This window comes from Ruegeria sp. D3, assembly GCF_056534465.1.
This window is the reverse complement of the sequence record NZ_JBQFPK010000003.1, coordinates 200,062-225,416: the sequence shown is the minus strand read 5'-3', so window position 1 is coordinate 225,416 and position 25,355 is coordinate 200,062. Positions and strand designations below refer to the sequence as shown.

The window sequence follows — 25,355 nt, the reverse complement described above, 5'->3', positions numbered from 1 at the left end:
CCAAGGGTAGCCCCATACGGCATCAGGTCAAATCAGACCAGTTCTCCGGCCAGCGCCTTGTCGATCAGAGCGATGGTTTCGGGCACGCCATACAGTGCGATGAACCCGCCAAAGCGCGGGCCTTGCGACGCACCCAGCAGCACTTCGTACAGGGCTGTGAACCAGCCGCGCATCGGATCAAACCGCTCGCGCCCGATGGAATAGACCACCGATTGCAGCGCCTCATCCTCAATCGGGCCGTCATAAGCCTCAAGCGCAGCTTTCAACGCCTCCAACGCCTCACGTTCCTGATCGGTGGGTGCGCGGTGCTGACGGGTCGGTTTGACGAAATCGTTGAAGTAGCGAACGGCAAACCCGGCCGCCTGATCCAGATCGGGATGGGTCTCAGCCGTAGCCTCCGGCGCGTAGCGGCGGATAAAGCCCCACAGCGCTTCTTTGTCCTCGGCACCAGATACTGAAGCCAGATTCAGCAGCATGGCAAACGGCACCATCAGCGTGGATTCGGGAACCTCACCGCCATGGATATGCCAGACAGGGTTGTTCAACTGCGCCTTCAGCTCTTGCCCGGGATAGGCGCGCAGCTGCTGATGATACTCGTCCACAGCCTTGGGAATGACGTCGAAATACAGACGCTTGGCCGTCTTGGGCTTTTGATACATGAAATACGACAGGCTTTCGGGTGCGGCATAAGTCAGCCACTCTTCCATCGACAAGCCATTGCCCTTGGACTTCGAGATCTTCTGCCCCTGCTCATCATTGAACAGCTCATAGCTCAGCGACTCGGGCGGTTGCTTGCCCAACGCCCGGCAGATTTTCGACGATTGCGTGACTGAATCGATCAGGTCTTTGCCGGACATCTCATAATCCACGCCCAGCGCGGCCCAACGCATAGCCCAGTCGGGCTTCCACTGCATCTTGACGTTGCCTCCCGTGACCGGGATTTCGACCCTTTCGCCATCAGGCTCCTGATAGACAATCGTGCCTTTGGCCACGTTACGCTCTAGCGTCGGCACTTGCAGCACGTGGCCGGTTTTCGGGCTGATCGGCAAGAAGCATGAATAGGTCTCGCGCCGCTCGGGCCCGAGGGTCGGCAGCATGATTTCTTGTATCTTGTCGAAGCGCTCCAGCGCGATCAGCAGCGCCTCATCAAACTTGCCGCTGGTGTAGTAATCGGTGGCCGAGGCAAATTCATACTCGAACCCAAAACTATCCAGAAAATCGCACAGCATCGCGTTGTTGTGCTGCGCGAACCCTTCATGCGTGCCAAATGGGTCGCGCACTTTGGTCAGCGGCAGATGCAGATCTTCTTTCAACTCATCCTGCATCGGCACGTTGGTCGGCACCTTCCGGAACCCGTCCATATCATCTGAGAAGCAGATCAGCTTGGTCGGGATATCGCTGATCTGTTCAAACGCATGCCGCACCATCGAGGTCCGCGCGACCTCGCCAAAGGTGCCGATATGCGGCAGGCCCGACGGGCCATAGCCCGTCTGGAACAGCACATAGCCTTTTTCCGGCGCACCTTGTCTGTAGCGTTTGAGGACCCGGCGCGCCTCTTCGAAAGGCCAAGCCTTGGACGACATCGCGGTTTCACGCAGTTCAGACATTTTTTAGGTGCTCCATCGGGAAATACAGCGCCGGACGCCCCATGCGGCCCGACCGGCCCCTCCTATTGTGCCGGTGCAGCATGAGTCAATAAAGCGCGCTGTTTTTCTGAACGGAAACCCTGACTGCGGCTTACTCGGCTGCCGTTACTTTCGGTGGAAACTTATTAGGCAACAGACCCAAACACTGTGCCTGATGCACATCAGCCAGCAGATCCCTATCAGCGGCGGCAAACAGTTCTTCGGGGTCGCCCAGTACAAAGTACCCCATCTGGTGCATGTCGATCCGATAAGGCGTGCGCAAGATTGTCAGAATATCGAACGGGTCCCGGTCAGGAATGTCGCTTTCCACAGCATAGACCAGTTCCGTGGGCGAGGACGCCAGCCCCGAGCCCAGCGCCTTGATCTGCCCGTCCTGTCGGCGCAATCCAAATTCAACCGAAAACCAATAGAGGCGTATCAGCCACGCATAGTCCTTGTCCCCCGCCTGCACCCCGGCCTTGCCGATCGCATGGCTGAAAGCCGCAAAACGCGGGTCGCTCAGTAGGGGCGTGTGGCCGAAGATTTCGTGAAAGATGTCGGGTTCTTCAATATAGTCAAAATCCTCGCGCGACCGGATGAACGAGGCTGCAGGAAAAACTCGATCCGCCAGCATACCAAAAAAGGTTTTGAACCCGATCAGCGCCGGAACCGGTTGAACCCGCCACCCGGTCAGGTCCAGAAGACGCTCGGATATATCCGCGCAGGACGGAACGCGGGTTTCGGGCATCTCCAACCGCTTCAACCCGTCCAGATATTCACGCGCCATGTAGCGCTGCACATTTTCCTGCTGCGCTGCATAAAGGTCCGCCCAAACCGCATCCTCTTCGGCAGTATAAGCAATATGGCCCCGCGCGTCGGCCTGTTTGGCCACGTATTTGGTGGATTTGGGCATGGAACGTCCTCCTTGATAGAATTTTAGCCCATACTCGTGGTAAAATTGACCTCATGGCGTGAGTAATTCCTGGATTTTTGACCAAAACATTTCGATAATTCTTAAATTATGAGCCAAACCCTTCAGTCTGCCGACATCGCCATTCTGCAAGAGCTTCAGTCAGACGGACGTCTGTCCATGCAGGATCTCGCCGACCGGACCGGGCTGTCGGCCTCGCAATGTTGGCGGCGTGTGCGAGATCTTGAGGCCACGGGCGTCCTCGCAGGATACGCCGCGCGCGTGCCCGCAAAATCGGTGGGGCTGAACGCGATCGCCTACGTGCACATCGCCCTGAAAGACCACCAAGAAGACAGCATCGCGTCCTTCCTGCGTCTGGTCGAGACAGAACCCCAGATCGTCGAATGCGCATCGATTACCGGAGATCACGACTTCATCTTGAAAGTCTATGCGCGTACGCCCGAAGACCTTGAGCATTTCATTATGCAGCGCTTACTGAAGTCCGGCCTCGTAAGAGATACCCGCAGCAATTTCGTGTTACGTCAGACGAAAACGCGCGGACCTCTGCCCATCCTGTGACGCTTTGGCCGCCGAAATGCGTTGAACCCGATCCCGGTCCCTCCTATCGTGCGCCCTCAGAACAGCTTTATCAGGACCCCGCCATGACCGATCAAGTGCCTCACCCGATGTCCCCACAGGATTGCCTTGTTGCGATTATGGTGGCGATTTCAGCGTCGGACGAAACCATTCGCACGGCTGAACTGGTCAAAATCGAAGGCGCGGTGAACATGCTGCCGGTTTTTGCAGAATACGATGCCGACCGCACCCGGCGCGTATCGCAAATCGTGTTCGACCTTTTCGAGCAAGAGGACGGGTTAGACGCATTGTTCGGCCTGATCCGCGAAAACCTGCCCGCGCGATTGAACGAAACAGCCTATGCACTGGCCTGTGACGTGGCAGCCGCTGATGGGTCGCTGGCGGAAACCGAGCTGCGTTTGTTGGAAGAAATCCGGTACGAGTTGAATATCGACCGCTTGCATGCTGCAGCGATCGAGCGTGGCGCGCGTGCGCGTCACACGACTTAACTGCCGCTTAGGGTTCCCCATCTTGCAATGAGGGCGCGCTGCAATCTGCGCGACCGGCTATTCCAACTTCGTGCGCCTGACGGGCGTTCGCGTTGAGAGCGTGGTATTTTTGCGCGATGATCAACATCGGCGGTAAAGATGGCGAAAGCCAGTTCAGACCCGTCAGGCGTCGTAATAAACCCACCCAGGCCGGACACGAAATTCAAAGTTCCGGTTTTGGCGTCCACCTTGATTGGGTGGTTCTTGACCGGCCGGCCTTGACTGTCAGTTAGATTAAACCGTTTCAGCAATGGACGCAGCGCGCCGGATTTTTGCGCCGCGACCAGCATCTTGACCAGAGCGCTCGGGGCTATGCGCGACGCATCCCCCAATCCCGAGTGATCCACCATTGCGACGCCATCAACCCCATAAGTTTGGGCGGCCCAAAGGTTCATTTCATCCGCCGAATCCGTCAGACTCTGCAATTCCGCGCCACGCGCTCTTGATGCCGTCATACCCACCATTTCGGCAGTGATATTGGTCGAGTATTTGAGCATTCCGCGCAAAATGCTGTCCAGCTGATCGCTGTTATGCACAACCAAAGCAAGACCGACTGGCGCTTGGCGCGTCACTTGCACCCGATCCAAGACAATCCCGTTGGACCGGGCGAGCGTCCGAAACACATCTCCCGCATAAAGGGCGGGTTTGCGCACCGGCAGCCATCGCGCTCCGCCGTTGCCAAGGGCAGCGCGCGCAACAGTCCAGCGATCCTGCCGGGCACTGGCTTCATAGGTGTAGATCGGGGCCTTGCGGGCTTCGACCCACATCGTCGCCATGTCCACCGCGGGCTTATACCGCGCGCTGCGCGCATCCATGGTCACATCGTAGTTAGTTCCGGCCCGTTTCCATTCAAAATGAACACGGTTGAAGTTTAGGGATATCCCGCTGATGGCAGGGCTGTAACCCAAATGGTCAGGTTGCCCCGGATCAATGCTGAACACGTAAGGCAACGCACCATCATACACTTTGAATGCGCCCCGAACTTCGGTGATCCCAACCTCGCGCAGATTGGCTGCCATCGTTGCCAACGCATCTGTATCCAACAATGGGTCGCCGCCACCCACAAGGATCAGGTCGCCATTCAAAACGCCATTTTCAATGGCGCCATCCGCAACCAGCTTTGTCTCAAAGCGGAATTCTGGGCCCAGAACATCCAACGCGTAAAGCGCGGTCAGTGCTTTTGCCACGCTCGCTGGCGGCAAGCCGAGATCTCCTCCGACCGCTTCCAACTCGACCCCGGTTTGCGCATCGGCAACGGCGAAAGCAACCTCACCGCGCAAACCCGCAGCCTGTATCAAGCGTTCCGCCCCTAGCGGTTGCGCACCCCGGAGTTGCGGCCTAAGGGAAACCAGCGGTGCATTCGCCAGGGCAACGCCCGGAGCCATCGCTGCCCCAAGGCCAGCCAAAACAAAACGACGTGTGAAACGATCAGCCATGGCCAATTAAAATCCTACAGATCGCGGGCGAACAACCAGTCAAAAGGATTATGCTCCGGTGGGGGCTATTCCGGCAACACCCCATTCGCCGTGATGCCGCGATTGCGAAGTTCAGTTGAACTCACATCAAGCATTGGGACATTGACAAAACACCACGCCGGGGCCTGCGCCCGCCCCAGAAGATGCCGCGCCTGCCCGTCTATGCGATACGTCGCATAGACCTTGGCCGCCGGAGACATTCGCGCTGAAATACGATCACCTGGGCGTGCGACAACACCGACAGGCACGTTATCCATGATGGTTCGCCAATCTTTCCAGAGGTGGAACTGGGCAAGGTTGTCGGCCCCCATGATCCATACGAACCGCACCTGCGGATAAAGTCGCTGCAATGCCGCCAGAGTATCTGCGGTCGCCCGGGTCCCCGTCGCCGCCTCGATATCCGTGACCTCCACACGCGGATTTTGCATCACGTTCTGCGCGGCCCGGACACGCTCCGCCAATGGCCCTGGCCCGCGTGCTTTCAGGGGATTTCCGGGGGATACCAGCCACCATACCCGATCCAACCCAAATGCCTTCATAGCCTCTCGCGTGACATGAACATGTCCCTGATGCGGTGGATCAAAAGACCCCCCGAACAGACCGATTACTTGACCGGGCCTCGCGTGTGGTATGGCAAAACGTTCCATCCTTTGCTGTTGTTCAGAACTGGGACGGCTTGTCAATCAACGGGCTGCACGACATCGCCCAGCTTGACCCGGCCGGGTTTGACGACTTCAGCACACCAGCCCCCGTGGCCGCGCACGGCAGAATAGCCGCCTTTACCGAAAGCCTCCTCCATCCGGCTGCAGGGCGCGCAGATCACGGTAAAGCGCAAAATCGCTTTACCGACTTGCACTTCACGCCCCTTGAGAGCGGCCAGATTGATCCCTGAGACAACCAGATTGCGCCGCAAGATTTCAGGCGCAACCGGCCCGCGACCCAGATACGATCCAATCGCGACCAGATGCTCCTGCTGGATCAGGGTCACGGCACGCTTGCCCGCACGAGCGCGGTCGCCTTCCAAACCACCGGCGGAGATCGAAACAGTATCGACCAGTTGAACCTCGGCCCTGCGATCAGGTCGCAGACCAATCCATTCCAGCCGACCCGGCTTAGCCCATCCTGCAATCAGTGCCGCCAAATCCGCCATGCTTCCCCCTTTGCTACAATCGGACAACTACCGACGCACATCCGAATGCAAAATTCACAAAACCACCAGCTTGCCCCGCCCGCCCCGCTTGGATATCAAGCGGATCAACCCAATTTCCCCGACCCAGAGGACGCGACATGGCCGCCTATCAATATGTCTACCACATGCAGGGTGTCTCAAAGACCTATCCCGGTGGCAAGAAGTGCTTTGAAAACATCCACCTGAGCTTTCTGCCCGGCGTGAAAATCGGTGTTGTCGGCGTCAACGGCGCGGGTAAATCGACCCTGATGAAGATTATGGCCGGTCTCGACAAGGATTTCACCGGCGAGGCATGGGCCGCCGAAGGTGCCAAGGTCGGCTACCTGCCTCAGGAACCGCAACTGGATGAATCGCTGACCGTCCGCGAAAACGTTATGCTGGGCGTGGCCGAGAAGAAAGCGATCCTCGACCGTTACAACGATCTCGCCATGAACTACTCGGACGAAACAGCCGATGAGATGGCCAAGCTGCAGGACGAGATCGACAGCCAGAACCTCTGGGACCTCGACAGCCAGATCGACGTCTCGATGGAGGCGCTGCGCTGCCCGCCGGACGATGCCAACATCGCCAACCTCTCGGGCGGTGAAAAACGCCGCGTGGCGCTCTGCAAGCTGTTGCTGGAAGCGCCCGACATGCTGCTGCTTGATGAGCCGACCAACCACCTGGACGCCGAGACCATCGCCTGGCTGCAACAGCACCTGATCGACTACAAAGGCACCATCCTGATCGTCACCCACGACAGGTATTTCCTGGATGACATCACTGGCTGGATCCTGGAACTCGACCGCGGCCGCGGCATCCCGTACGAGGGCAACTATTCCGCGTGGCTGGAACAAAAAGCCAAACGGCTGGAGCAGGAAGCCCGCGAGGACAAGTCCAAGCAGAAGACCCTGCAGCGTGAATTGGAGTGGATGCGTCAGGGTCAAAAGGCCCGTCAGGCCAAATCCAAGGCCCGGATCAACGCCTACAACGAGCTGGCCGAGCAGTCCGAGCGCGAAAAGCTGACTCGTGCCCAGATCGTCATCCCCAACGGCCAGCGCCTTGGCGGCAAGGTGATCGAGGTCGAGGGTCTGTCGAAACACATGGGCGACAAGCAACTGATCGAAGGGCTGGACTTCGCCCTGCCCCCCGGCGGCATTGTGGGCGTCATCGGCCCCAACGGTGCCGGTAAGTCGACGCTCTTCAAGATGCTCACCGGTCAGGAACAACCCGACAGCGGCACCATCACGCTGGGCGACACGGTACAACTGTCTTACGTCGACCAGTCCCGCGATGATCTGGCGGACAACGACACTGTGTGGGAGGCGATCACCGGCGGGGCCGAGATCATCCAGCTGGGCGACGCACAGGTCAATTCCCGCGCCTATTGCTCGTCGTTTAACTTCAAGGGCGGTGACCAGCAGAAGAAGGTCTCATTGCTGTCAGGTGGTGAGCGCAACCGCGTCCACATGGCCCGCCTGTTGAAAGAGGGCGGCAACGTCCTGCTGCTCGACGAACCGACCAACGACCTCGACGTCGAAACCCTTCGCGCGCTGGAAGACGCGCTGGTCGATTTCGCCGGCTGCGCTGTGGTCATCTCGCACGACCGCTTCTTCCTTGACCGCATCTGCACGCATATTCTGTCGTTTGAGGGTGATGCCCATGTGGAGTGGTTCGAGGGCAACTTCGAGGATTACGAAGAGGATAAAAAGCGCCGTCTGGGACCGGACGCGCTGGAGCCCAAGCGGTTGAAGCATAAGAAGTTTGCCCGGTGAGAACCCGAATTTCCAAACGTATGTTCCAATCGCTGTTCTTGGCGATTGGACGCATTACAAGGTTTGGAAAGACACCGGACCGCGACCATTGCGTCATAGTCGCAAGCAACGGTCGATCCGGAAGTACCGTGACTTATCTTGCCCTTAGCAAGGCACTTAGAAAAAGAAACCCTTCAGCTGTAGAACGCTCGGCCTTCGTTGCTCGTCTCAAGGACGCCGAATTCAAAGCGCCGTTCATCTACAAGACCCACGATTTTCCGCAGGCGTTGTTGGAGTGGCCGGCCAATACCAGAGTGGTCTTTTGCTTCGGTTCCACCAAGGATTCGGCCTTTTCCGTCTATTCGGCAAAAGAGCGGTATGGTGAAGATTGGATCCGACAGCATTTTTATCACCTTCATGCGACCGGCGAATATTGCGATCTGTTTCAGCGGGATGTTCTGCAACAAGCCAAGCAGATAAAAGAATGGGCCGTATTTAAGGGCGTCCCCGTTTTATGCGTTCACTATGATGCGATATGGGATCATCAAAACGACATATCGGAATTTACCGGCCTGAAAATGAAGCTCCCGAAACGTGAACAGCGCGCGCCCAAAGAGATTCCGACTGAACTCAGGTCGGCGGCAAGCCAAGTCTACGATTCGATTGATGAAATTGTCGAAGAACTGCCAAGGTGTTTCATAGCATCACCCAAATACGCTGATATTGTCGCCAAGCTTCCGGTTTAGGTGCAAAGCGGAAGGCCAGCGCAAACCCGCTAACTCGGGCGATCGATGTCGCCTTATGAACCGATTACGGTACACAAAGACGATCACCCTTGCCACATCCCTACACCAATGCCATATCCAAAGGGCTAACGTTTTTCTATTTCGACCTACTGTCTCCTCTTTCGGCGCTCAGTCATTCGATCCAGACTACGACGCCAGGCTGCCGCATCCCCGTGGGCAGCACCAAACAGGAGAATACGGATATGCCCGCAGGCACCGTTAAATGGTTCAACACCACCAAAGGCTACGGCTTTATCGCACCCGAAGATGGCGGCAAAGACATCTTCGTTCACATCTCGGCTGTCGAGCGTTCGGGCCTGACCGGTCTGGCCGACAACCAGAAAGTCACGTACGAGCTGCGCTCGGGTCGTGACGGTCGCGAAAGCGCCGACGACATTCAACTGGCATAAGCCATTGAAAGGGAAGAGGATTTCCTCTGCCTTTTTTCTCAACGGGCCCGAATAGTGTGGCCCGTTGACGACATCACATTTCAGTTACTCTTCACCGCAGATTGACCGGATCGGATATCATTCCGACACTCTGTTCAAGATTTTGTTTTTCGAGTGAAGAGATACGACATGTTCACACGCCGAAGCTTCATGACAAGCGCCACCGCCCTAAGCCTTGTGCCGGGCGTTGCATCAGCAAAAACGAAGACTGCTGAATACGACCCGACGCCCCAGTACGTTCGGATCAAGAAAGAATTCCTGCCCGGCCAGCTTCTGGTCGTACCGAGGTCTTTCTACCTGTATTTCGTCACCGAACCGCGCAAGGCGATTCGCTATGGCTGCGGAGTCGGCAAAGCTGGGCTCGAGTTTACGGGAACAGCGACCATCGACGTCAAGAAAGAGTGGCCCACATGGCGCCCCACCAACGAGATGATCGAGCGCGAGCCGGTAACCTATGCCCGTTTCAAGGATAACGACTACGTCCAACCCGGCGGAGGGGACAACCCGCTTGGCGCGCGGGCGTTGTACCTGTTTCAGAACGGGGTCGACACGTATTTTCGCATTCACGGCACCACGCAGCCACAGACGATTGGCACCGCCGCATCAAACGGATGCATCCGAATGCTGAATTCACATGTTGTCGATCTTTACGAACGTGTACCGATCGGAACCGTGGTTACAGTCATTTGACTATTCTATGGCATAATCGGCAAGATCCAGAACGTAAGGCCCAAGGTCCTGAACGATTAACGCAACGCCTTCGGCATTGGGGTGGATGCCGTCAGGTTGCATAAATCGGCGCGCTGCATTCGGGTCTGCGTCAGATGTGAGACCCGTGAAAAAGCTAGGGGCATAAGCGGTGTCAAATTGCTGCGCAAGATCAGGGTACATCTGATCGAAGGCCGCCTTGTATTCGGCTCCGTAGTTGCCCGGGGCCTGCATGCCGACCAGCAAGACCTCAACACCCGCCTCCTGCGCGGTTTTCAGGATGGCTGTAAGATTGGCACGCGAAACGGCCGGATCGATTCCCCTCAATAGGTCATTTCCACCGAGTGCGACGATCAACCCGTCAACTTCGGGGGTCAGGGTCCAACCCACCCTTGCAGCACCGCCAGCGGTTGTGTCGCCTGAAACACCGGCGTTGATCAAGCGGATGTTAGCATTCTGACCATCAAGCCAACGGCCAAGTTGCGGCACAAACCCATCACGTTCTGGCAGGCCGTATCCTTGCGTCAGGGAATCTCCTAATGCCGCAATCACGACGGTTTCCGCTGTTGCCATGACGCCCCAGCAAGCAAAAAGCATCGTGATCAAAGCCTTGCGCAACATCATAACCGCTCCATATCAATCATCAACGCCCCCGATTTGGATCGCCCTATGACTCTACCAGTTCTGTCCCTTGAACATGCCGCTTTATCGCTGGATGGCAATGCCGGTCGGGTGGATATCCTGCATGACATCACTCTTTCGGTTGCTCAGAATGAAACTCTGGGGCTGGTTGGGCCGTCCGGGTCTGGCAAGTCTTCGCTGCTGATGCTGATGGGTGGGTTGGAACGGGCAACCAGCGGCAAGATCAACGCACTCGGCCAGGATTTGGGTCGTATGGACGAAGATGCTCTGGCTCGGTTCCGTCGTAACACGATGGGCGTGGTGTTCCAGAACTTTCACCTGATCCCAACTATGACAGCATTGGAAAATGTAGCAACGCCGCTGGAGCTTGCCGGCCAGAAAGATGCATTCTCTCGTGCGCAAGCGGAATTGGATGCGGTCGGCCTTTCCCACCGGCACGAACATTACCCTGCACAGCTGTCGGGTGGCGAACAACAGCGCGTCGCACTTGCGCGCGCGGCTGCTCCTCGACCGAAAATATTGCTGGCGGATGAGCCAACTGGAAACCTTGATGAAACCAACGGCGCTGCAATCGTCGATCTTCTGTTTGACCTGAGGGACCGCCACGGCGCGACATTGGTCCTTGTAACCCACAGCCATAGCCTGGCCCGTAAGTGCGACCGTGTGATCCGCTTGCGCGATGGCAGGATTACCGAAGATACACGGCAAGAGGCCGCCGAATGAGCCTGCGCCTTGCGGGGCGGCTAGCGCGGCGCGAGTTGCGCGGCGGCTTGCGTGGTTTCCGCGTTTTCCTTGCCTGTCTGGCGCTTGGGGTGGCTGCCATCGCAGCTGTTGGCTCGGTCAGATACGCAATTCAGAACGGCCTGTCACAGGAAGGGGCCGCGTTGTTGGGCGGAGACGCACAGTTAGAGTTCACCTATCGCTTCGCGTCCGACGATGAGCGTGCTTGGATGGCACAGGCGGCCGAGGCAACCTCCGAAGTCGTCGATTTCCGGTCGATGGCCGTAACCGGGCAGGCAGAGACCGCGCAGCGCGCGCTGACGCAAGTAAAATCCGTGGACGATGCCTATCCTTTGGTGGGCGAAACCGTATTAGAGCCCACCATGACTCTGTCCCAAGCTCTTGAGGGCGATCAGGGTTTGCCCGGTGCGGTCATGGACCCGTCTTTAATGGACCGATTGAACCTGTCGGTGGGCCAAACTTTTGCTCTTGGCTCGCAAGACTTTGTGCTGACAGCTGCGCTTATCCACGAACCCGACGGAGCGGCAGACGGGTTCGGGCTGGGCCCACGCACACTGGTTCGCACCGAGGATTTGGGCAGTTCGGGGTTGTTGGCACCCGGAACACTGTTTTCAACCAAGTACCGGTTGGACTTGCCACGCGACACTGACCTTGCCCAGCTGGCCACGACCGCAGAAAAGACATTCGACGGCACCGGAATGCGATGGACCGACGCCCGAAACGGGGCACCCGGCATCGCCGAGTTCGTAGATCGGCTCAGCGCGTTTCTGGTGCTGGTTGGCCTGTCCGGACTGGCGGTCGGAGGCATCGGCGTATCAGCCGCCGTACGGGCCTATTTGTCACAAAAAACGGAAACGATTGCGACGCTGCGCACACTGGGTGCGGATCGAGCAACAATTTTCCAAACCTATATGATCCAGATCGGGATTCTGTCTGGTATCGGGATCCTGCTGGGCCTTGTGCTGGGTGGTCTGACACCCGTGCTTCTTGCCCCATTGATCGAGGCGCGCCTGCCCGTACCCGCAGTGTTTTCTTTCTACCCCAAACCGCTGGCCGAGGCGGCACTTTATGGAGTGCTAACTGCGTTTTTGTTTACCCTTTGGCCATTGGCCCGCACTGAACAGGTCCGCGCGGCAACACTCTTCCGCGATGCCCTTTCATCGGCACGCGTTTTTCCGCGCCCTGTATTCCTAGTGGCGACGGTCATCGGGCTGGGATTGCTTGTTGCCTCTGCAGCTTGGTTCAGCGGATCGACCCGCCTGACGCTCTGGACTGCCGGAGGGTTGGTCGGCGCGCTGGCGCTGTTGGCCCTATCGGCATTTGCCATCCGCAAGCTGGCTCGTGTCAGCGCCCCCTGGGCACGCGGTAAACCCGCAATGCGATGGGCGCTGTCTGCCATTTCCGATCCAAGGGAAGGGGCAGCGTCGGTTGTTCTTTCGCTTGGTTTGGGGTTGTCTGTTTTGGCGGCAGTTGGCCAGATCGACGGCACACTTCGCAATGCGATCTCGGGAAATCTGCCGGATGTGGCACCGTCGTATTTTTTCGTAGACATCCAAAAAGACCAAATGCCCGGCTTTCTCGAACGTCTGGAAACCGACCCGGCGGTCAACCGCATCGAGAGTGCTCCGATGCTGCGCGGCATCATCACTCAGATCAACGGCAGCCCTGCGCGTGATGTGGCGGGTGATCACTGGGTTCTGGACGGCGACCGAGGCGTTACGTATTCAGCAACGCCACCAAGCAACGCGCGTGTCACCAAAGGGGACTGGTGGGACGAGGACTATGCAGGCCCCCCTCAGGTCAGTTTCGCCGCAGAAGAAGCCGAAGAGATGGGGCTTAACCTTGGCGACATGCTGACAGTCAACATCCTCGGGCGCGACATCACGGCAGAGCTGACATCCCTGCGCGAAGTCGACTTTTCCAATGCTGGCATGGGATTCATCATGTCGATAAACCCGTCCGCCTTGGCCGGAGCACCGCACAGTTTCATCGCGACAGTCTACGCCGAAGAACAGGCCGAAGGTCCGATACTGCGTGACCTTGCCGGGCAGTTTCCCAATATCACTGCCATTCGGGTGCGCGACGCAATTGACCGGGTGTCAGACCTACTGGCCGGTCTGGCCGCTGCGACCTCTTACGGTGCAGGCGTATCGCTGTTGACCGGGTTTCTGGTTTTGATCGGCGCCGCTGCGGCGGGCGAACCGGCCCGACGATATGAAGCCGCGATCCTGAAAACGCTGGGCGCTGACAGGCGTCGCATCCTGCTCAGCTTCACCATGCGCGCAGCTCTCTTGGGGGCAGCTGCCGGAAGCGTTGCGCTGTTGACGGGTATTCTGGGCGGATGGGCCGTCGCCACCTATATTTTTGACACTCGTTTTGCGGTCATCTGGCCCTCGGCCATTGGCATTGTTCTGGCCGGGGTTCTGGTCACGCTGGGCGCAGGTCTGATCTTCGCTTTGCGCCCTCTCGCGGTGAGACCGGCCCGCATTCTGCGCGCCAGTGACTGATCCTATCGCACGCAGGCCACGGGTTGCAGTATCTGCAACAGTTGGTCGTTGTCGCATACCAGCGCGTCCAGCGTGATGTCGTCTAACGACGCATAAAACACTTCGGCAGCATCTTGCAGCGCCAACCGCAAACGGCACGCATCGGTCAATGGGCAAGTGTTGTCTGCATCGGCAAAACACTCGGCCAGCGGCAGGTTCCCTTCGACATGGCGAAAGACCGACCCGATACGAATCTGGTCAGCAGGTCTGGCAAGCGTCATGCCTCCGTTTCGACCCCGTTGCGTGCTAAGATAGTTAAGCTGGCTCAGTTGATTGATCACCTGCGCCAAGTGGTTTTCCGAGATGTTGCACACTTCGGCAATCTCGGATTTGGTCACAAGCCTGTCCTGATGCGCGGCACAATACATCAGCAGGCGCACCGCAATATTCGTCCGTTTGGTAATGCGCATGGTCGCCTCCCAAATTTCAAGATGCGACCTTATTGCATGTCCTGCAAAAAAGCGGTTTGACATACATCAATCGGCGCAAAGGACACAGTGGCACATGGCAGACCCTTACTTCTTTGGCTACGGAAGCCTGGTCAACCTTGCGACCCACGATTTTCCGGATGCCCGCCCTGCCCGCCTGAAGGGCTGGCGCCGCGCGTGGCGGCATACGGACCTTCGCCCGGTGGCATTTCTAACGGCCATCCCTGATCCGAACAGCGAAATCGAAGGCATGATCGCACATGTGCCTCGAAACGATTGGGCCGCTCTGGATGAACGCGAATGGGCCTATGACCGAGTACCCGCAACCCAAGCCGTGACACATCCCCTGACTCATGATGTGGAAATCGCCGTCTATGCAGTGCCTCATGGCCGTCACGCCGAACCGACCAATCGCCATCCCTTGCTGCTCAGCTATATCGACGTGGTTGTACAAGGCTATCTGCGGGCCTTTGGCGAAGCAGGGGCGGACCGCTTTTTTGCCACCACTGATGGATGGGATGCTCCGATCCTAAACGACCGCGCCGAACCTCGCTATCCGCGCCACCAGCAGTTGAAACCGAACGAGACCGAATTTGTGGATACCCGCCTGCAGCATCTTTCTGCAAAACTGGTCCACTCTTTGTAAAAAAGGTCGGGGACGCTTGCCCCGCCATTCTTTAGTAGAAAATACGTGCGCCGCAGAGCGCGTTTATCACCCGCGCGCGCGGATCACTTGCAGCAAGGGCAGCAAAGTCGCCATTTCCGGTCCGCGCTCCATCCCTGTCAGCGCTTTGCGCAACGGCATGAAAAGCCCCTTACCTTTGCGGCCCGTGGCCTCTTTGACGGCCTTGGTCCAGGCACCCCAGGTCTCACCATCAAACGGTCCTTCTGGCAACAGCGCAACAGCTTCGGCGATGAATGCCCGATCCTCGTCAGCGATCAAAGGTTCGGCCCCGTCGCGGCACAGGTCCCACCAGCCCTTCAGATCAGCCAGAGTCGTGATGTTCTCGCGCGCCATGGCCCAGAACGACTCGGCCAGCTCAGCCGGGACACCCGCATCGGCGACCGCATCGGCCACATCGGCCAGTGGCAACGATTGCAGGTGTTTTGCGGTCAGCGGAAACAGGTCCTGCACGTCGAATTTAGTCGGCGCCGCGCCAAAACGGACAATGTCAAACCCGTCTATCAGCTCGGCCATGTCCGAACGCAATTCGACCGGATCAGAGGACCCCAGACGCGCCATCAAGCTCAGCAGAGCCATCGGCTGCACTCCCTGTTCGCGCAGATCGCGCAAGGCCAGCGTACCCAGACGTTTCGACAGCGCCTCACCCTGCGGGCCAGTCAGCAGCGAGTGGTGCGCAAAGCGCGGGCAGTCTCCGCCCAGCGCCTGAATGATCTGAATCTGCGTCGCGGTATTGGTCACATGGTCCGAACCGCGCACCACATCGGTCACGCCCATCTCGGTATCGTCGACCACAGACGCGATGGTGTACAGAACCTGACCATCCCCCCGGATCAGCACCGGATCAGACACTGACGCCGCATCAATCGAGATGTTGCCGAGAATACCATCATTCCACTCGATCCGTTCGTGATCCAGTTTGAAGCGCCACACACCATTGCCACGTTCCGCGCGCAGAGCCTCTTTCTCGGCCGCCGACAGGTTCAGCGCGGCGCGGTCGTAGACCGGCGGCTTGCCCATGTTCAGCTGCTTCTTGCGTTTCAGGTCCAGCTCGGTCGGTGTCTCGAACGCCTCATAGAAACGACCCATCTCGCGCAGCTTGTCGGCTGCTTCGGCATAACGATCCAGACGGTCGGACTGACGCTCGACCCGGTCCCAATGCAAACCCAGCCACTCCAGATCCTGCTTGATCGCGTCGACATATTCTTCCTTCGACCGCTCGGGATCGGTGTCGTCGATGCGCAGGATGAACGTGCCGCCTGCCTTGCGAGCGATCAGATAGTTCATCAGCGCGGTGCGCAGGTTGCCCACATGGATGTAACCGGTGGGCGACGGGGCGAAACGGGTGGTTGTCATAGGTGTCTCCTGTTGGCGCGGCTCTTGTCACAGGATGGGCATTTTGTCCAGCACATGCAGGAAAACGGGGCGGCAGGAAACAAATCTGCCTTCAGATCCGGCGCGGATCGTAACATGAGCAAAAATTAACATGCTATGTTCGCTCACGCAGCCCATTTCACTGATGTGTGAACTGGCAAGTGGCCTTCACCGATCTAGGATTACAACTGGTGCTCTGACAGGGAGAATGAGACATGACCATCAAACTGACACGCCGCGCAGCGCTCGGATCAGCCGCAGCATTGCCTTTTGCCGCCGCTGCAACCCCGGTGCTGGCAGCAACGAACGAAACCAAAGCGAACTCAACAATCGCCAAATCGTTTCAACTGGGCGATTTCACTGTCACCTCGCTTTTGGATGGCAGTTTGCCGCGTGACGGCGCCAAAGAGATTTTTGGCGGCGGTGCCTCGGACGAGGAATTTGCCAAGGTCTCGGCCGACAATTTCATCCCTGCCGACCAAGCACAATTCTTCTTTACCCCGACGCTGGTCAACACCGGATCCGAGCTGGTTCTGTTCGACACCGGCTTGGGTCAGGGGGGTATTCAGGCCGCTCTTGCAGATGCGAGGGTTACCGCTGATCAGATCGACGTCGTCGTACTTACCCATATGCATCCCGACCACATCGGCGGCATGACAATCAATGATGCCCCCACCTTTACCAACGCGCGTTTTGTGACCGCTTCGCCCGAATATGATTTCTGGGCAGCTCAGGATGCCGGGAACCGCGTCGGCGATCTGGTTGCCGCCAAGGTCACTCCGCAAGCTGAAAAGATGACATTCCTTGGCGATGGCGGAGAAGTCGCATCAGGCATCACAGCCGTCGCGGCGTATGGCCATACACCGGGCCACACTGTCTATCACCTTGAAAGCAACGGGCAGCGTCTGGTGCTGACTGCTGACCTCGCAAACCATTACGTCTGGTCTTTCGCGCATCCCGAATGGGAGGTGCGCTTTGACATGGACAAGGCTGCAGCCACAGCATCACGCCGTAAGGTTTTGGGTATGCTGGCCGCAGATAAAGTCCCGATGATCGGGTTCCATATGCCGTTCCCTGCAGCAGGTTTTGTTGAAACACGCGGGGATGGTTTCCGCTTTGTCCCCGTCAGCTATCAGATGATGGGCTAACTCTTAATATCCTGGGTCCGGCCGCACGCGTGAGCCATCGGTAAAACGTGACAGACGAAACGCGGCCGGATCAACACATGGTGTTGTGTCCGCGACCAAATCAGCCATAAGGCGGCCCGCGCCGGGCGCTATGCCAAAGCCGTGGCCGGAGAAGCCCGTGGCGATGAACATACCCGGCATCGTATCCACACCCGAAATGACAGGTATGGCATCGGGTGTAACGTCGATCATCCCCGCCCAACTCTGAACCAGTTCACTTGCCTGTAAGGCCGGAATTGCTCTCTGCGCACTCGCCCAAGCGCGGCGAAGAACCTTGCCCGAAGGATCGGGGTCCAGAACGCGGGTATGCTCGAACGGCGTGACATCCGTAGGCAGCCACGATCTGTCCTCTTGTGCTTCGACCGCCCAACGTTTGGACCATCGGAACCGGAGTGATCGCCATTCCTGCCGAATTGCGGGCAGAAAACGCCGGGCCAATCGAAAGCTGTCAGGGACGATATCAACCGTATTCTCATGGCCAGATGCTATTGTGTACCCTCCATCCGCACGTTTACGAATTGCGAAGTCGTCCGACCATAAAGCTGTCTCGGGACCTGCAACCGGAGAAGCCCGTAACACCGTGTTCAGCACTTTGAGCTGTGGCAAATCTATACCCGCGTTGCCTGCGAAAAGGCGGGACCAGGCACCTCCTGCCAATACCGCGGAATCACAGGCGACACGGCCGCGTTCAGTGAAAACCCCGGCAATGCGCCCATCCTGCACATCCAAGCTGCGCACTGCACAGTTGGTCATGAGCACCGCACCCCTGTCGCGGGCTGCCTCGGCGATCGCAGGGGCTGCCCACTGCGGCTCGGCCCGCCCATCGCGAGGCATGTAAAGCGCGTAGTTCAATCCAGTTTTGTGGTCCGGCAACACAGCGTCCAGTTCAGCGCCAGACAGCAATTCTGCGCCTGTCTGCAATCCCTCAACATGCTGCGCCCACCGTTCGAGGTTTTGGGCCCCGCGGCGACCCGAAGCACCAAACAGAATTCCTGACCGGGTAAATCCGGTTTTGCGCCCGACACGGTCATCAAGCCCATCCCAGAGTTTCTGGGCCTCCAGCATCAAAGGAATTTCGCGAGGATCCCGCAAACCCAATCGCACCCAACCCCAATTGCGCGAGCTCTGCTCACCAGCTATGTGGCCTTTTTCGCAAAGTAGAACCCGTGCGCCCCGCTCGGACAGCTCCAAAGCGGTTACGGCACCAATAATACCTCCTCCAATCACCACGACATCCACGGACTTCGGAAGGTTCAAATCTGGTTCCACGTGGGTGGGTTTCGGGCCGGGCATCTACCGCTCTTTTATCATTGCTCGGACCGCAATGAATGCCCGTGGCACAACCAGTGGCAATACGACCGAAGTCGTAGTTGCTACTATTTTCGTGATCTGTGGCTATCGCGCACAGTTTCCAAAAACCGCAAGCGCTCAGGCTGCCCCGACCAGTTCAGCCCATTTTTGCCGCAGAGAGGCCGAAAACCCGATGACTGAGTCAGGTGCAGCCTCTTCAGGCTTGTCCTCGGATGCCGGAATCGTTGGCTGTGTTGGCTCTGGTTCCGACTTGACCGAATGCTCTTGGTTCATCAGGTCGGCAATCGCCAAGTCCAGCTTGGTTTCATCCAGAACCTGACCTTCCGATTCCATGGACTTCCACGGTAACGGAGAATGCAGCGGTTTATCGTATTCCTCACGCATGGCGATACCAAATCGTTAACACAGACATCTGAGGCGACGCGCAAACTTACCTGGTCGAGTCAACCGTCCGGTTTGTCCAACCCAATTACGTCACACCCGCCCGACATTGGGCGACAATACAGCTAAAATGTGGCGAAAAAGCGGCCTGTCGACAAGGAAAACTGCCAAACAAAGGCTATCACCCCGATCAAAGGAGATTGAGTGGAAACACTTTATCGCACTTAGGGAAATTGGATCGGGATTGCTGACAATCTACCTCAGGAGCGGTCGCGCCACCGGTTCGCTATCGGATAGCGGCGATCCAGCCAGAAGGCACGGCTTGTCAGACGTGTTCCGGGCGCAGACTGAAACCGCTTGTACTCTGAGATATAGATTAGATGCTCGACCCTGCGGGCATCCGCTTCGTCAAAACCAGCAGCAACGCAATCAGCGATCGAGCCGTCCTGATCGACTAGAATATCCAAAAGCGCGTCCAACACCGGATAATCCGGCAAGCTGTCACTGTCTTTCTGATCCGCGCGCAGCTCGGCGCTGGGGGGTTTGTCGATAACCGACGGCCGAATAACTTCGCCATTGGGGCCCTTCATCCAGTCGCGATGATTGGCATTCCGCCAACGGCATGTTTCGAAAACCCGTGTCTTGTACAGATCTTTGATCGGGTTATAGCCGCCATTCATATCGCCGTAGATCGTGGCGTAGCCCACGGCGACCTCGGATTTATTACCGGTGGTCAGCAACATCTCGCCGAACTTGTTTGATATCGCCATCAGCAGCAGCCCGCGCAGACGGGATTGAATGTTTTCCTCGGTCAGATCCTCGTCCCGCCCGGCAAAGAGCTGGGACAGAGTCCCAGTAACGGCCGCCCGGCTATCCGAAATCGGAACATAGTCGTAATGCACGCCCAGCGCCTTGGCGACGGCCTCGGCGTCGTCCAGCGAGGCCTGGCTGGTATATTCCGACGGCAGCATGACACAGCGCACGTTCTCGGCCCCAAGCGCATCCACGGCAATCGCGGCAACGAGCGCTGAATCCACCCCCCCGGACAGTCCAAGCACGCACTTTTTGAACCCCGTTTTACCCATGTAATCACGCAGAGACTGGACCATGGCGCGGTAGTCCTGCTCCCATGCATCGGGCTGCGGCACGATATCTGCCGGAACGATACGCCACCCGTCGTCCCCACGCTCCAGATCAACATGAGCCAGGGCCGCGTCAAAAACGGGCATTCGGAAAGCAAGTTCTCCGCCCGGGTTCAGGCCAAAAGTCGCGCCATCAAATACCTGGTCGTCCTGTCCACCGACCATATTCAGATAGATCAGGGGCAACCCTGTCTCGATCACACGTGCAACCATATGATTCAGGCGGATGTCGTATTTGTCGCGAAAATAGGGCGAACCATTCGGGATCAGCAGGAACTCGGCCCCGGTCTCTTCCAGCGTCTCGGCCACATCCGGATGCCAACTGTCCTCACAGATCGGGCTGCCGATGCGCGTATTGCCAACTGAGTAAGGCCCCCCCAAAGGGCCTGAATCATAAAGGCGCACTTCGTCGAAAACGGTTTCATTGGGAAGATGATGTTTCAACACCTTGCTACTGACCTTGCCGCCCTTCAGAATCAGGTAAGCGTTGTATAGGTGGCCGTCTTCCACCCAAGGCCCGCCGATCGCCAGAGCAGGCCCATCTGCACATTTCGCGGCCAAAGCCTCGACAGCGGCCATGGCCGTGCGATGGAAAGCAGGCTTCATGACCAGGTCCTGCGTATTGTACCCGGTTATGAACATTTCCGGCAACGCCACCATCTCGGCCCCTGCGGTGCGCGCTTGTTCCCATGCGTCAAGCGCCTGCGCCGCATTGCCTTCGATATCCCCCACAGTCGGGTTGAGTTGCGCCAGAGTGATGCGGAAACGGTCGGCCATGCTGCCCTCTTGCCCTCGTCAGTCTTATGCCATTTAGCAGATCGCGGCGCGAGTGAAAGGCAAATGCGGCAAAAGCCGTTGCCCTGCCCCCTGCGGTATCTTAGTTTTGCGCAAAAGGATGATAACCGGGCAGGTTGGAACGATCATGAATGCATTCCGCACCTCAATTGCTGTAACGGCCCTGGCCTTGATGGCCGGAACCGTTAGCGCGCAGGAAGGACAAGTGATCACGGCCGATGATGAGGTCGGCGGCGTCTACGAAGGTACGTTTCTGAACGGCCTGCGCCACGGAACCGGCACGTATCGCCTACCGGACGGGTTCGAATACACTGGCCAGTGGTCCGAAGGCGAAATTCAAGGCAGCGGCATTGCCCGATACGCGAATGGGTCGATCTACCAAGGTATGTTTGCAAAGGGTCAGCCCGAGGGGCGTGGCAAGATCATCTATACTGACGGCGGCAGCTATGAGGGCGACTGGGCTAACGGCACGATCAACGGCACCGGCATTGCGACTTATGCGAATGGTCAACGGTACGAAGGTGGGTTCAAAGATGCCAAGCGTCACGGCAAAGGCATTCTGACAAATCCGAACGGCTATACCTATGACGGTGATTGGGTCGAGGGCGTCAAGCAGGGCAAGGCCAAAATCACCTGGGCAAACGGTAACGTTTATGAAGGCGACGTCCTGAATGGGCAGCGCCATGGAGAAGGCACTCTGACCGTTCCCGACGGCATGACCTATAGCGGTGCGTGGCTTGAAGGTCGGATGACCGGAAAGGGCCGGCAGGTTCTGGCGAATGGAGACGTCTACGAAGGCGACATGGTGGACGGGCGCCGTCAGGGCATCGGCAAGGCGACCTATGTGAACGGCACGACATACGAAGGCGCGTATGTCGATGACCGTCGAGAAGGCAAGGGCCGCTTTGTTGGCGCAGACGGGTTCGAATATAACGGCGAATGGTCCGGAGGCCAGATCGACGGGTTCGGCGAGATGACCTATCCTGACGGCTCGGTCTATGTGGGGGATTTCAGCGTCGACCTGCCCCACGGCAAAGGCGTACACACTTACCCGGATGGCACTGTATACGACGGTGACTGGATCGCTGGCATCTACGAAGGCCGCGGAACCGTCACCTATCCCAACGGCGTAGTCTATTCGGGCCAGTTCAGGAACGGCCTGAGCCATGGCTCAGGTGTTCTGAAATTGGCCAATGGTTATGTATACGAGGGCGAATGGGTTGACGGAAACCGTCAAGGCACTGGCAAAGCCAGCTTTCCGGATGGCACAGTCTACGAAGGCGAATTCCTGAACGGCAAGCGGCACGGCCAAGGTACCGTCACCACGGCACGCAATTTCACATATACCGGTGGGTGGGTTGACGGAAAAATCAGTGGTAGCGGTATCGCGACCTATGCCACCGGCGACGTCTACGAGGGCAATTTCCGCGACAATAAACGCCACGGTGACGGCACCATGCGTTATGCCAATGGAGAGGTCGAGACTGGCACCTGGGAAAACGACGTCTTGCCCAGCAGCGGCGAGGCTGAGACGACGGCGCCAGAGGAAACCCCGCCCGCGTCCCAACCGACCGAGACACCCTCGGACGGGTAGCTTAGGCTACCACGGAACGGTCTGACCCGCCCAATCGAAGAAGCCGCCAGTATCAGCATGGGTCAGTGATTGAGCCACAGCCAGCAGGTTCTGAGCCGCCTTGTCCGGTTTAACTGCCGGATGTCGACCTACGTATTTCTCGGTGAACGCGGTTTGAACCGTGCCAGGATGCAAGGCCACGCAAACACTTTGTTTATGCGTCCGCGCCAATTCGATCGCGGTTGTATGCACAATCTGGTTCACGGCGGCCTTGGCCGCGCGGTAACTGACCCATCCACCCAACCGGTTGTCGCCGATGGACCCTACGCGGGCCGAAAGCACGGCAATCAAGCAGCGCTTGTCACGGGGCATCAGTCTGGCTGCGTGCCCCAGAACCAAAGCGGGGCCTACCGCGTTCAATGCGAACTGATCCATCATGGCCTGCGCAGACACTGCCTTTATCGACTTTTCCGGCGTGGCCCCGTCGATCTCAAGCGCGCCGGACGCGACGAAGATCATGTCATAAGGGCCAGTTAGCATGCCCAGAAACGCGTTGGATTTGTCCGGATCCATCAAATCGAACCCGTCCACAGACCGCGACAGGGTCGTGACTGAAACAGATTGCCCAAGTAGCCGCGCGTGAAGGGCTGAACCGATCCCCCCGGACGCGCCGATGATAAGTGCTGTTTGCATGCCTCTTCACCTAGCAGCCCGCCCTCACCAATCAATACTTCCCGAAAAACAAACACGACCGGTAACAAGCTGCAAATTCCGTCTTTTCATTCGCAGCGCTGTCTGTATAACCTCAAACCCATGATCAACCGCGCAGATATCCTTGTTGCCGACACCGCCCTTTGCGGTGCGTCCCTGCGTGGCCTACTGATCCTAATCCGCCTCTGAGCGTGCCACCCGGCGCGCCCGCTCAGAGGAGGACGCCCGCGCGCCATAGGCTTTAGGACAGAAGAAGAAAGAGATTCCCATGACCAACGTGACCGACCAAGACCGCGTCTTGATCTTTGACACCACCTTGCGCGACGGCGAACAAAGCCCCGGCGCAACCATGACCCATAACGAAAAGCTCGAAATTGCCGAGCTGCTGGACGAAATGGGCGTCGACATCATCGAGGCCGGTTTCCCCATCGCCTCCGAGGGTGATTTCAAAGCTGTCAGCGAGATTGCCGAGCGCTCGAAAAACAGCCGTATCTGCGGTCTGGCCCGCGCCAATTTCGCAGACATTGACCGCTGCTGGGAGGCGGTGAAACACGCACGGCAAAACCGTATTCACACCTTCATCGGCACCTCTCCGCTGCATCGCGCCATTCCGAACCTGACCCAGGACGAGATGGCCGAGAAGATCCACGAAACGGTCAGCCATGCACGCAATCTGTGCGACAACGTGCAGTGGTCGCCGATGGATGCCACCCGGACCGAGTGGGATTACCTGTGCCGCGTGATCGAGATCGCGATCAAGGCGGGCGCGACGACGATCAACATCCCCGACACGGTGGGTTATACCGCTCCGGTAGAAAGCGCCGACCTGATCAAACGCCTGATCGAGACCGTACCGGGTGCAGATGAGGTGGTTTTCGCCACCCACTGTCACAACGATCTCGGCATGGCGACGGCGAACTCGCTGGCTGCTGTGGCGGGCGGAGCGCGGCAGATCGAGTGTACCATCAATGGTCTTGGCGAACGCGCTGGCAACACCGCGTTAGAAGAGGTCGTGATGGCATTGCGCACGCGCAATGACATCATGCCGTGGCACACAGGTATCGACACCACCAAGATTATGCATATCTCGCGTCGTGTGGCGACGGTGTCCGGGTTCAATGTGCAATTCAACAAAGCTATCGTCGGCAAAAACGCCTTTGCGCATGAAAGCGGCATCCACCAGGACGGGATGCTGAAGAACCGCGAAAACTTTGAGATCATGCGCCCCGAGGATATCGGCTTGTCCGGCACGTCTTTGCCGTTGGGCAAACACTCGGGCCGCGCGGCCCTGCGCGACAAGCTCGAGACCTTGGGCTTTGATTTGGGCGACAACCAGCTCAAGGACATCTTTGTTCGGTTCAAGGATCTGGCCGACCGCAAGAAAGAGGTTTTTGACGACGACCTCATTGCCTTGATGACCATGGATCAGCACGACGACTATTTGCAGCTCGTGTCGATGAAGGTGACCTGCGGCACAGGCGGCCAAGCCGAGGCTACGGTCGAACTTGAGATGGACGGCAAGGATATCATCGCCACCGAACATGGCGACGGTCCAGTGGACGCGACTTTCAAGGCAATCCGTGCTATCTATCCCAACAAAGCGCATCTGCAACTCTATCAGGTCCACGCAGTGACCGAAGGAACCGATGCCCAAGCCACGGTGTCTGTTCGGTTGGAAGAGGAAGGCATGATCGCCACCGGTCAGTCGGCGAACACCGATACCGTCGTCGCCTCGGCCAAAGCTTACATCCACGCGCTGAACCGCCTGATTGTAAGACGTGAAAAAGCGGGTCCGGGCGCTGATGCGCGCGAGATCAGCTACAAAGATTTGACCTGACCGAACG

At 58.0% G+C, this 25,355-nt stretch carries 23 protein-coding genes and 1 pseudogene; 12 read left to right on the top strand and 12 right to left on the bottom strand.

Going from position 1 to position 25,355, the window contains the following annotated elements; translation table 11 throughout:
* Positions 1-32: 32 nt before the first annotated feature.
* Positions 33-1,607, bottom strand: a complete 1,575-nt coding sequence (locus ACR0DX_RS05930) for a lysine--tRNA ligase (RefSeq protein ID WP_170353441.1) — start codon at positions 1,605-1,607, stop codon at positions 33-35.
* Between the two features lie 130 nt (positions 1,608-1,737).
* Positions 1,738-2,547 (bottom strand): annotated as a pseudogene (phhA, locus tag ACR0DX_RS05925) (phenylalanine 4-monooxygenase); the annotation flags it as partial.
* Between the two features lie 99 nt (positions 2,548-2,646).
* On the opposite strand from phhA, the gene ACR0DX_RS05920 reads away from it, so the two are divergent.
* Together ACR0DX_RS05920 and ACR0DX_RS05915 are read left to right on the top strand one after the other, a co-directional pair.
* A complete protein-coding gene (locus ACR0DX_RS05920) occupies positions 2,647-3,114 on the top strand; it encodes an Lrp/AsnC family transcriptional regulator (protein WP_170353443.1) in 468 nt (155 codons plus the stop codon).
* An 83-nt stretch (positions 3,115-3,197) separates the two neighbouring features.
* On the top strand, positions 3,198-3,620 hold the full coding sequence (locus ACR0DX_RS05915) for a tellurite resistance TerB family protein (RefSeq protein WP_170353444.1): 423 nt from the start codon (positions 3,198-3,200) through the stop codon (positions 3,618-3,620).
* Here ACR0DX_RS05915 and dacB read toward each other — a convergent pair.
* The 3 genes from dacB to ACR0DX_RS05900 all read right to left on the bottom strand — a co-directional run bounded on the left by dacB (position 3,617) and on the right by ACR0DX_RS05900 (position 6,284).
* On the bottom strand, positions 3,617-5,095 hold the full coding sequence (dacB, locus tag ACR0DX_RS05910; protein ID WP_170353445.1) for a D-alanyl-D-alanine carboxypeptidase/D-alanyl-D-alanine endopeptidase: 1,479 nt from the start codon (positions 5,093-5,095) through the stop codon (positions 3,617-3,619). The genes ACR0DX_RS05915 and dacB overlap by 4 nt on opposite strands.
* A 65-nt stretch (positions 5,096-5,160) precedes the next feature.
* Positions 5,161-5,781 (bottom strand): nicotinate-nucleotide adenylyltransferase, encoded by a 621-nt coding sequence (locus ACR0DX_RS05905; RefSeq protein WP_170353446.1) that lies wholly within the window; start codon positions 5,779-5,781, stop codon positions 5,161-5,163.
* 32 nt (positions 5,782-5,813) lie between these two features.
* The gene (locus ACR0DX_RS05900) at positions 5,814-6,284 is read right to left on the bottom strand and encodes an MOSC domain-containing protein (protein ID WP_480845469.1); all 471 of its coding nucleotides are present in this window, start codon (positions 6,282-6,284) and stop codon (positions 5,814-5,816) included.
* Between the two features lie 137 nt (positions 6,285-6,421).
* On the opposite strand from ACR0DX_RS05900, the gene ettA reads away from it, so the two are divergent.
* The 4 genes from ettA to ACR0DX_RS05880 all read left to right on the top strand — a co-directional run bounded on the left by ettA (position 6,422) and on the right by ACR0DX_RS05880 (position 9,980).
* Positions 6,422-8,077, top strand: coding sequence for an energy-dependent translational throttle protein EttA (gene ettA, locus ACR0DX_RS05895; protein WP_170353448.1), 1,656 nt, complete (start codon positions 6,422-6,424; stop codon positions 8,075-8,077).
* Positions 8,078-8,205: 128 nt separating this feature from the next.
* Positions 8,206-8,802 carry a hypothetical protein gene (locus ACR0DX_RS05890; RefSeq protein WP_170527261.1) on the top strand — a complete coding sequence of 199 codons (597 nt, stop codon included), beginning with the start codon at positions 8,206-8,208 and terminating at the stop codon, positions 8,800-8,802.
* 242 nt (positions 8,803-9,044) lie between these two features.
* The gene (locus ACR0DX_RS05885; protein ID WP_170350547.1) at positions 9,045-9,251 is read left to right on the top strand and encodes a cold-shock protein; all 207 of its coding nucleotides are present in this window, start codon (positions 9,045-9,047) and stop codon (positions 9,249-9,251) included.
* A gap of 168 nt (positions 9,252-9,419) precedes the next feature.
* Positions 9,420-9,980: a L,D-transpeptidase gene (locus tag ACR0DX_RS05880; RefSeq protein WP_170353450.1), complete on the top strand. Its 561-nt coding sequence runs from the start codon at positions 9,420-9,422 to the stop codon at positions 9,978-9,980.
* Here ACR0DX_RS05880 and ACR0DX_RS05875 read toward each other — a convergent pair whose 3' ends face one another.
* The gene (locus tag ACR0DX_RS05875) at positions 9,981-10,619 is read right to left on the bottom strand and encodes an arylesterase (RefSeq protein WP_170353451.1); all 639 of its coding nucleotides are present in this window, start codon (positions 10,617-10,619) and stop codon (positions 9,981-9,983) included.
* A 48-nt stretch (positions 10,620-10,667) separates the two neighbouring features.
* On the opposite strand from ACR0DX_RS05875, the gene ACR0DX_RS05870 reads away from it, so the two are divergent.
* The gene (locus ACR0DX_RS05870) at positions 10,668-11,363 is read left to right on the top strand and encodes an ABC transporter ATP-binding protein (protein WP_170353452.1); all 696 of its coding nucleotides are present in this window, start codon (positions 10,668-10,670) and stop codon (positions 11,361-11,363) included.
* A complete protein-coding gene (locus tag ACR0DX_RS05865; RefSeq protein ID WP_170353453.1) occupies positions 11,360-13,888 on the top strand; it encodes an ABC transporter permease in 2,529 nt (842 codons plus the stop codon). The genes ACR0DX_RS05870 and ACR0DX_RS05865 overlap by 4 nt, the downstream gene beginning before the upstream one ends.
* Before the next feature lie 2 nt (positions 13,889-13,890).
* On the opposite strand, the gene ACR0DX_RS05860 is transcribed toward ACR0DX_RS05865, so the two are convergent.
* Entirely contained in the window at positions 13,891-14,337 is a 447-nt protein-coding gene (locus ACR0DX_RS05860) for an RrF2 family transcriptional regulator (protein WP_170353454.1), read from the bottom strand.
* Between the two features lie 94 nt (positions 14,338-14,431).
* On the opposite strand from ACR0DX_RS05860, the gene ACR0DX_RS05855 reads away from it, so the two are divergent.
* On the top strand, positions 14,432-15,001 hold the full coding sequence (locus ACR0DX_RS05855) for a gamma-glutamylcyclotransferase family protein (RefSeq protein WP_170353455.1): 570 nt from the start codon (positions 14,432-14,434) through the stop codon (positions 14,999-15,001).
* A 66-nt stretch (positions 15,002-15,067) separates the two neighbouring features.
* On the opposite strand, the gene gltX is transcribed toward ACR0DX_RS05855, so the two are convergent.
* Positions 15,068-16,393: a glutamate--tRNA ligase gene (gene gltX, locus ACR0DX_RS05850; RefSeq protein WP_170353456.1), complete on the bottom strand. Its 1,326-nt coding sequence runs from the start codon at positions 16,391-16,393 to the stop codon at positions 15,068-15,070.
* 233 nt (positions 16,394-16,626) lie between these two features.
* On the opposite strand from gltX, the gene ACR0DX_RS05845 reads away from it, so the two are divergent.
* Complete coding sequence (locus tag ACR0DX_RS05845) at positions 16,627-17,559, top strand: MBL fold metallo-hydrolase (RefSeq protein ID WP_170353457.1); 933 nt, start codon at positions 16,627-16,629, stop codon at positions 17,557-17,559.
* 3 nt (positions 17,560-17,562) lie between these two features.
* On the opposite strand, the gene ACR0DX_RS05840 is transcribed toward ACR0DX_RS05845, so the two are convergent.
* From ACR0DX_RS05840 to ACR0DX_RS05830, 3 genes are all read right to left on the bottom strand, one after another.
* Positions 17,563-18,891, bottom strand: coding sequence for an NAD(P)/FAD-dependent oxidoreductase (locus tag ACR0DX_RS05840; protein WP_170353458.1), 1,329 nt, complete (start codon positions 18,889-18,891; stop codon positions 17,563-17,565).
* A gap of 135 nt (positions 18,892-19,026) precedes the next feature.
* Positions 19,027-19,293, bottom strand: coding sequence for a hypothetical protein (locus tag ACR0DX_RS05835; protein ID WP_170353459.1), 267 nt, complete (start codon positions 19,291-19,293; stop codon positions 19,027-19,029).
* A gap of 257 nt (positions 19,294-19,550) precedes the next feature.
* Positions 19,551-21,209, bottom strand: a complete 1,659-nt coding sequence (locus tag ACR0DX_RS05830) for an NAD+ synthase (RefSeq protein WP_170353460.1) — start codon at positions 21,207-21,209, stop codon at positions 19,551-19,553.
* A gap of 145 nt (positions 21,210-21,354) precedes the next feature.
* Here ACR0DX_RS05830 and ACR0DX_RS05825 point away from each other — a divergent pair, with 145 nt between their 5' ends.
* A complete protein-coding gene (locus ACR0DX_RS05825; RefSeq protein WP_170353956.1) occupies positions 21,355-22,821 on the top strand; it encodes an MORN repeat-containing protein in 1,467 nt (488 codons plus the stop codon).
* A gap of 6 nt (positions 22,822-22,827) precedes the next feature.
* Here the strand turns inward: ACR0DX_RS05825 and ACR0DX_RS05820 are convergent, their stop codons facing one another.
* Positions 22,828-23,493, bottom strand: a complete 666-nt coding sequence (locus ACR0DX_RS05820) for an SDR family NAD(P)-dependent oxidoreductase (protein WP_170353461.1) — start codon at positions 23,491-23,493, stop codon at positions 22,828-22,830.
* Positions 23,494-23,779: 286 nt separating this feature from the next.
* On the opposite strand from ACR0DX_RS05820, the gene ACR0DX_RS05815 reads away from it, so the two are divergent.
* Entirely contained in the window at positions 23,780-25,348 is a 1,569-nt protein-coding gene (locus ACR0DX_RS05815; protein WP_170353462.1) for a 2-isopropylmalate synthase, read from the top strand.
* Positions 25,349-25,355: the final 7 nt, after the last annotated feature.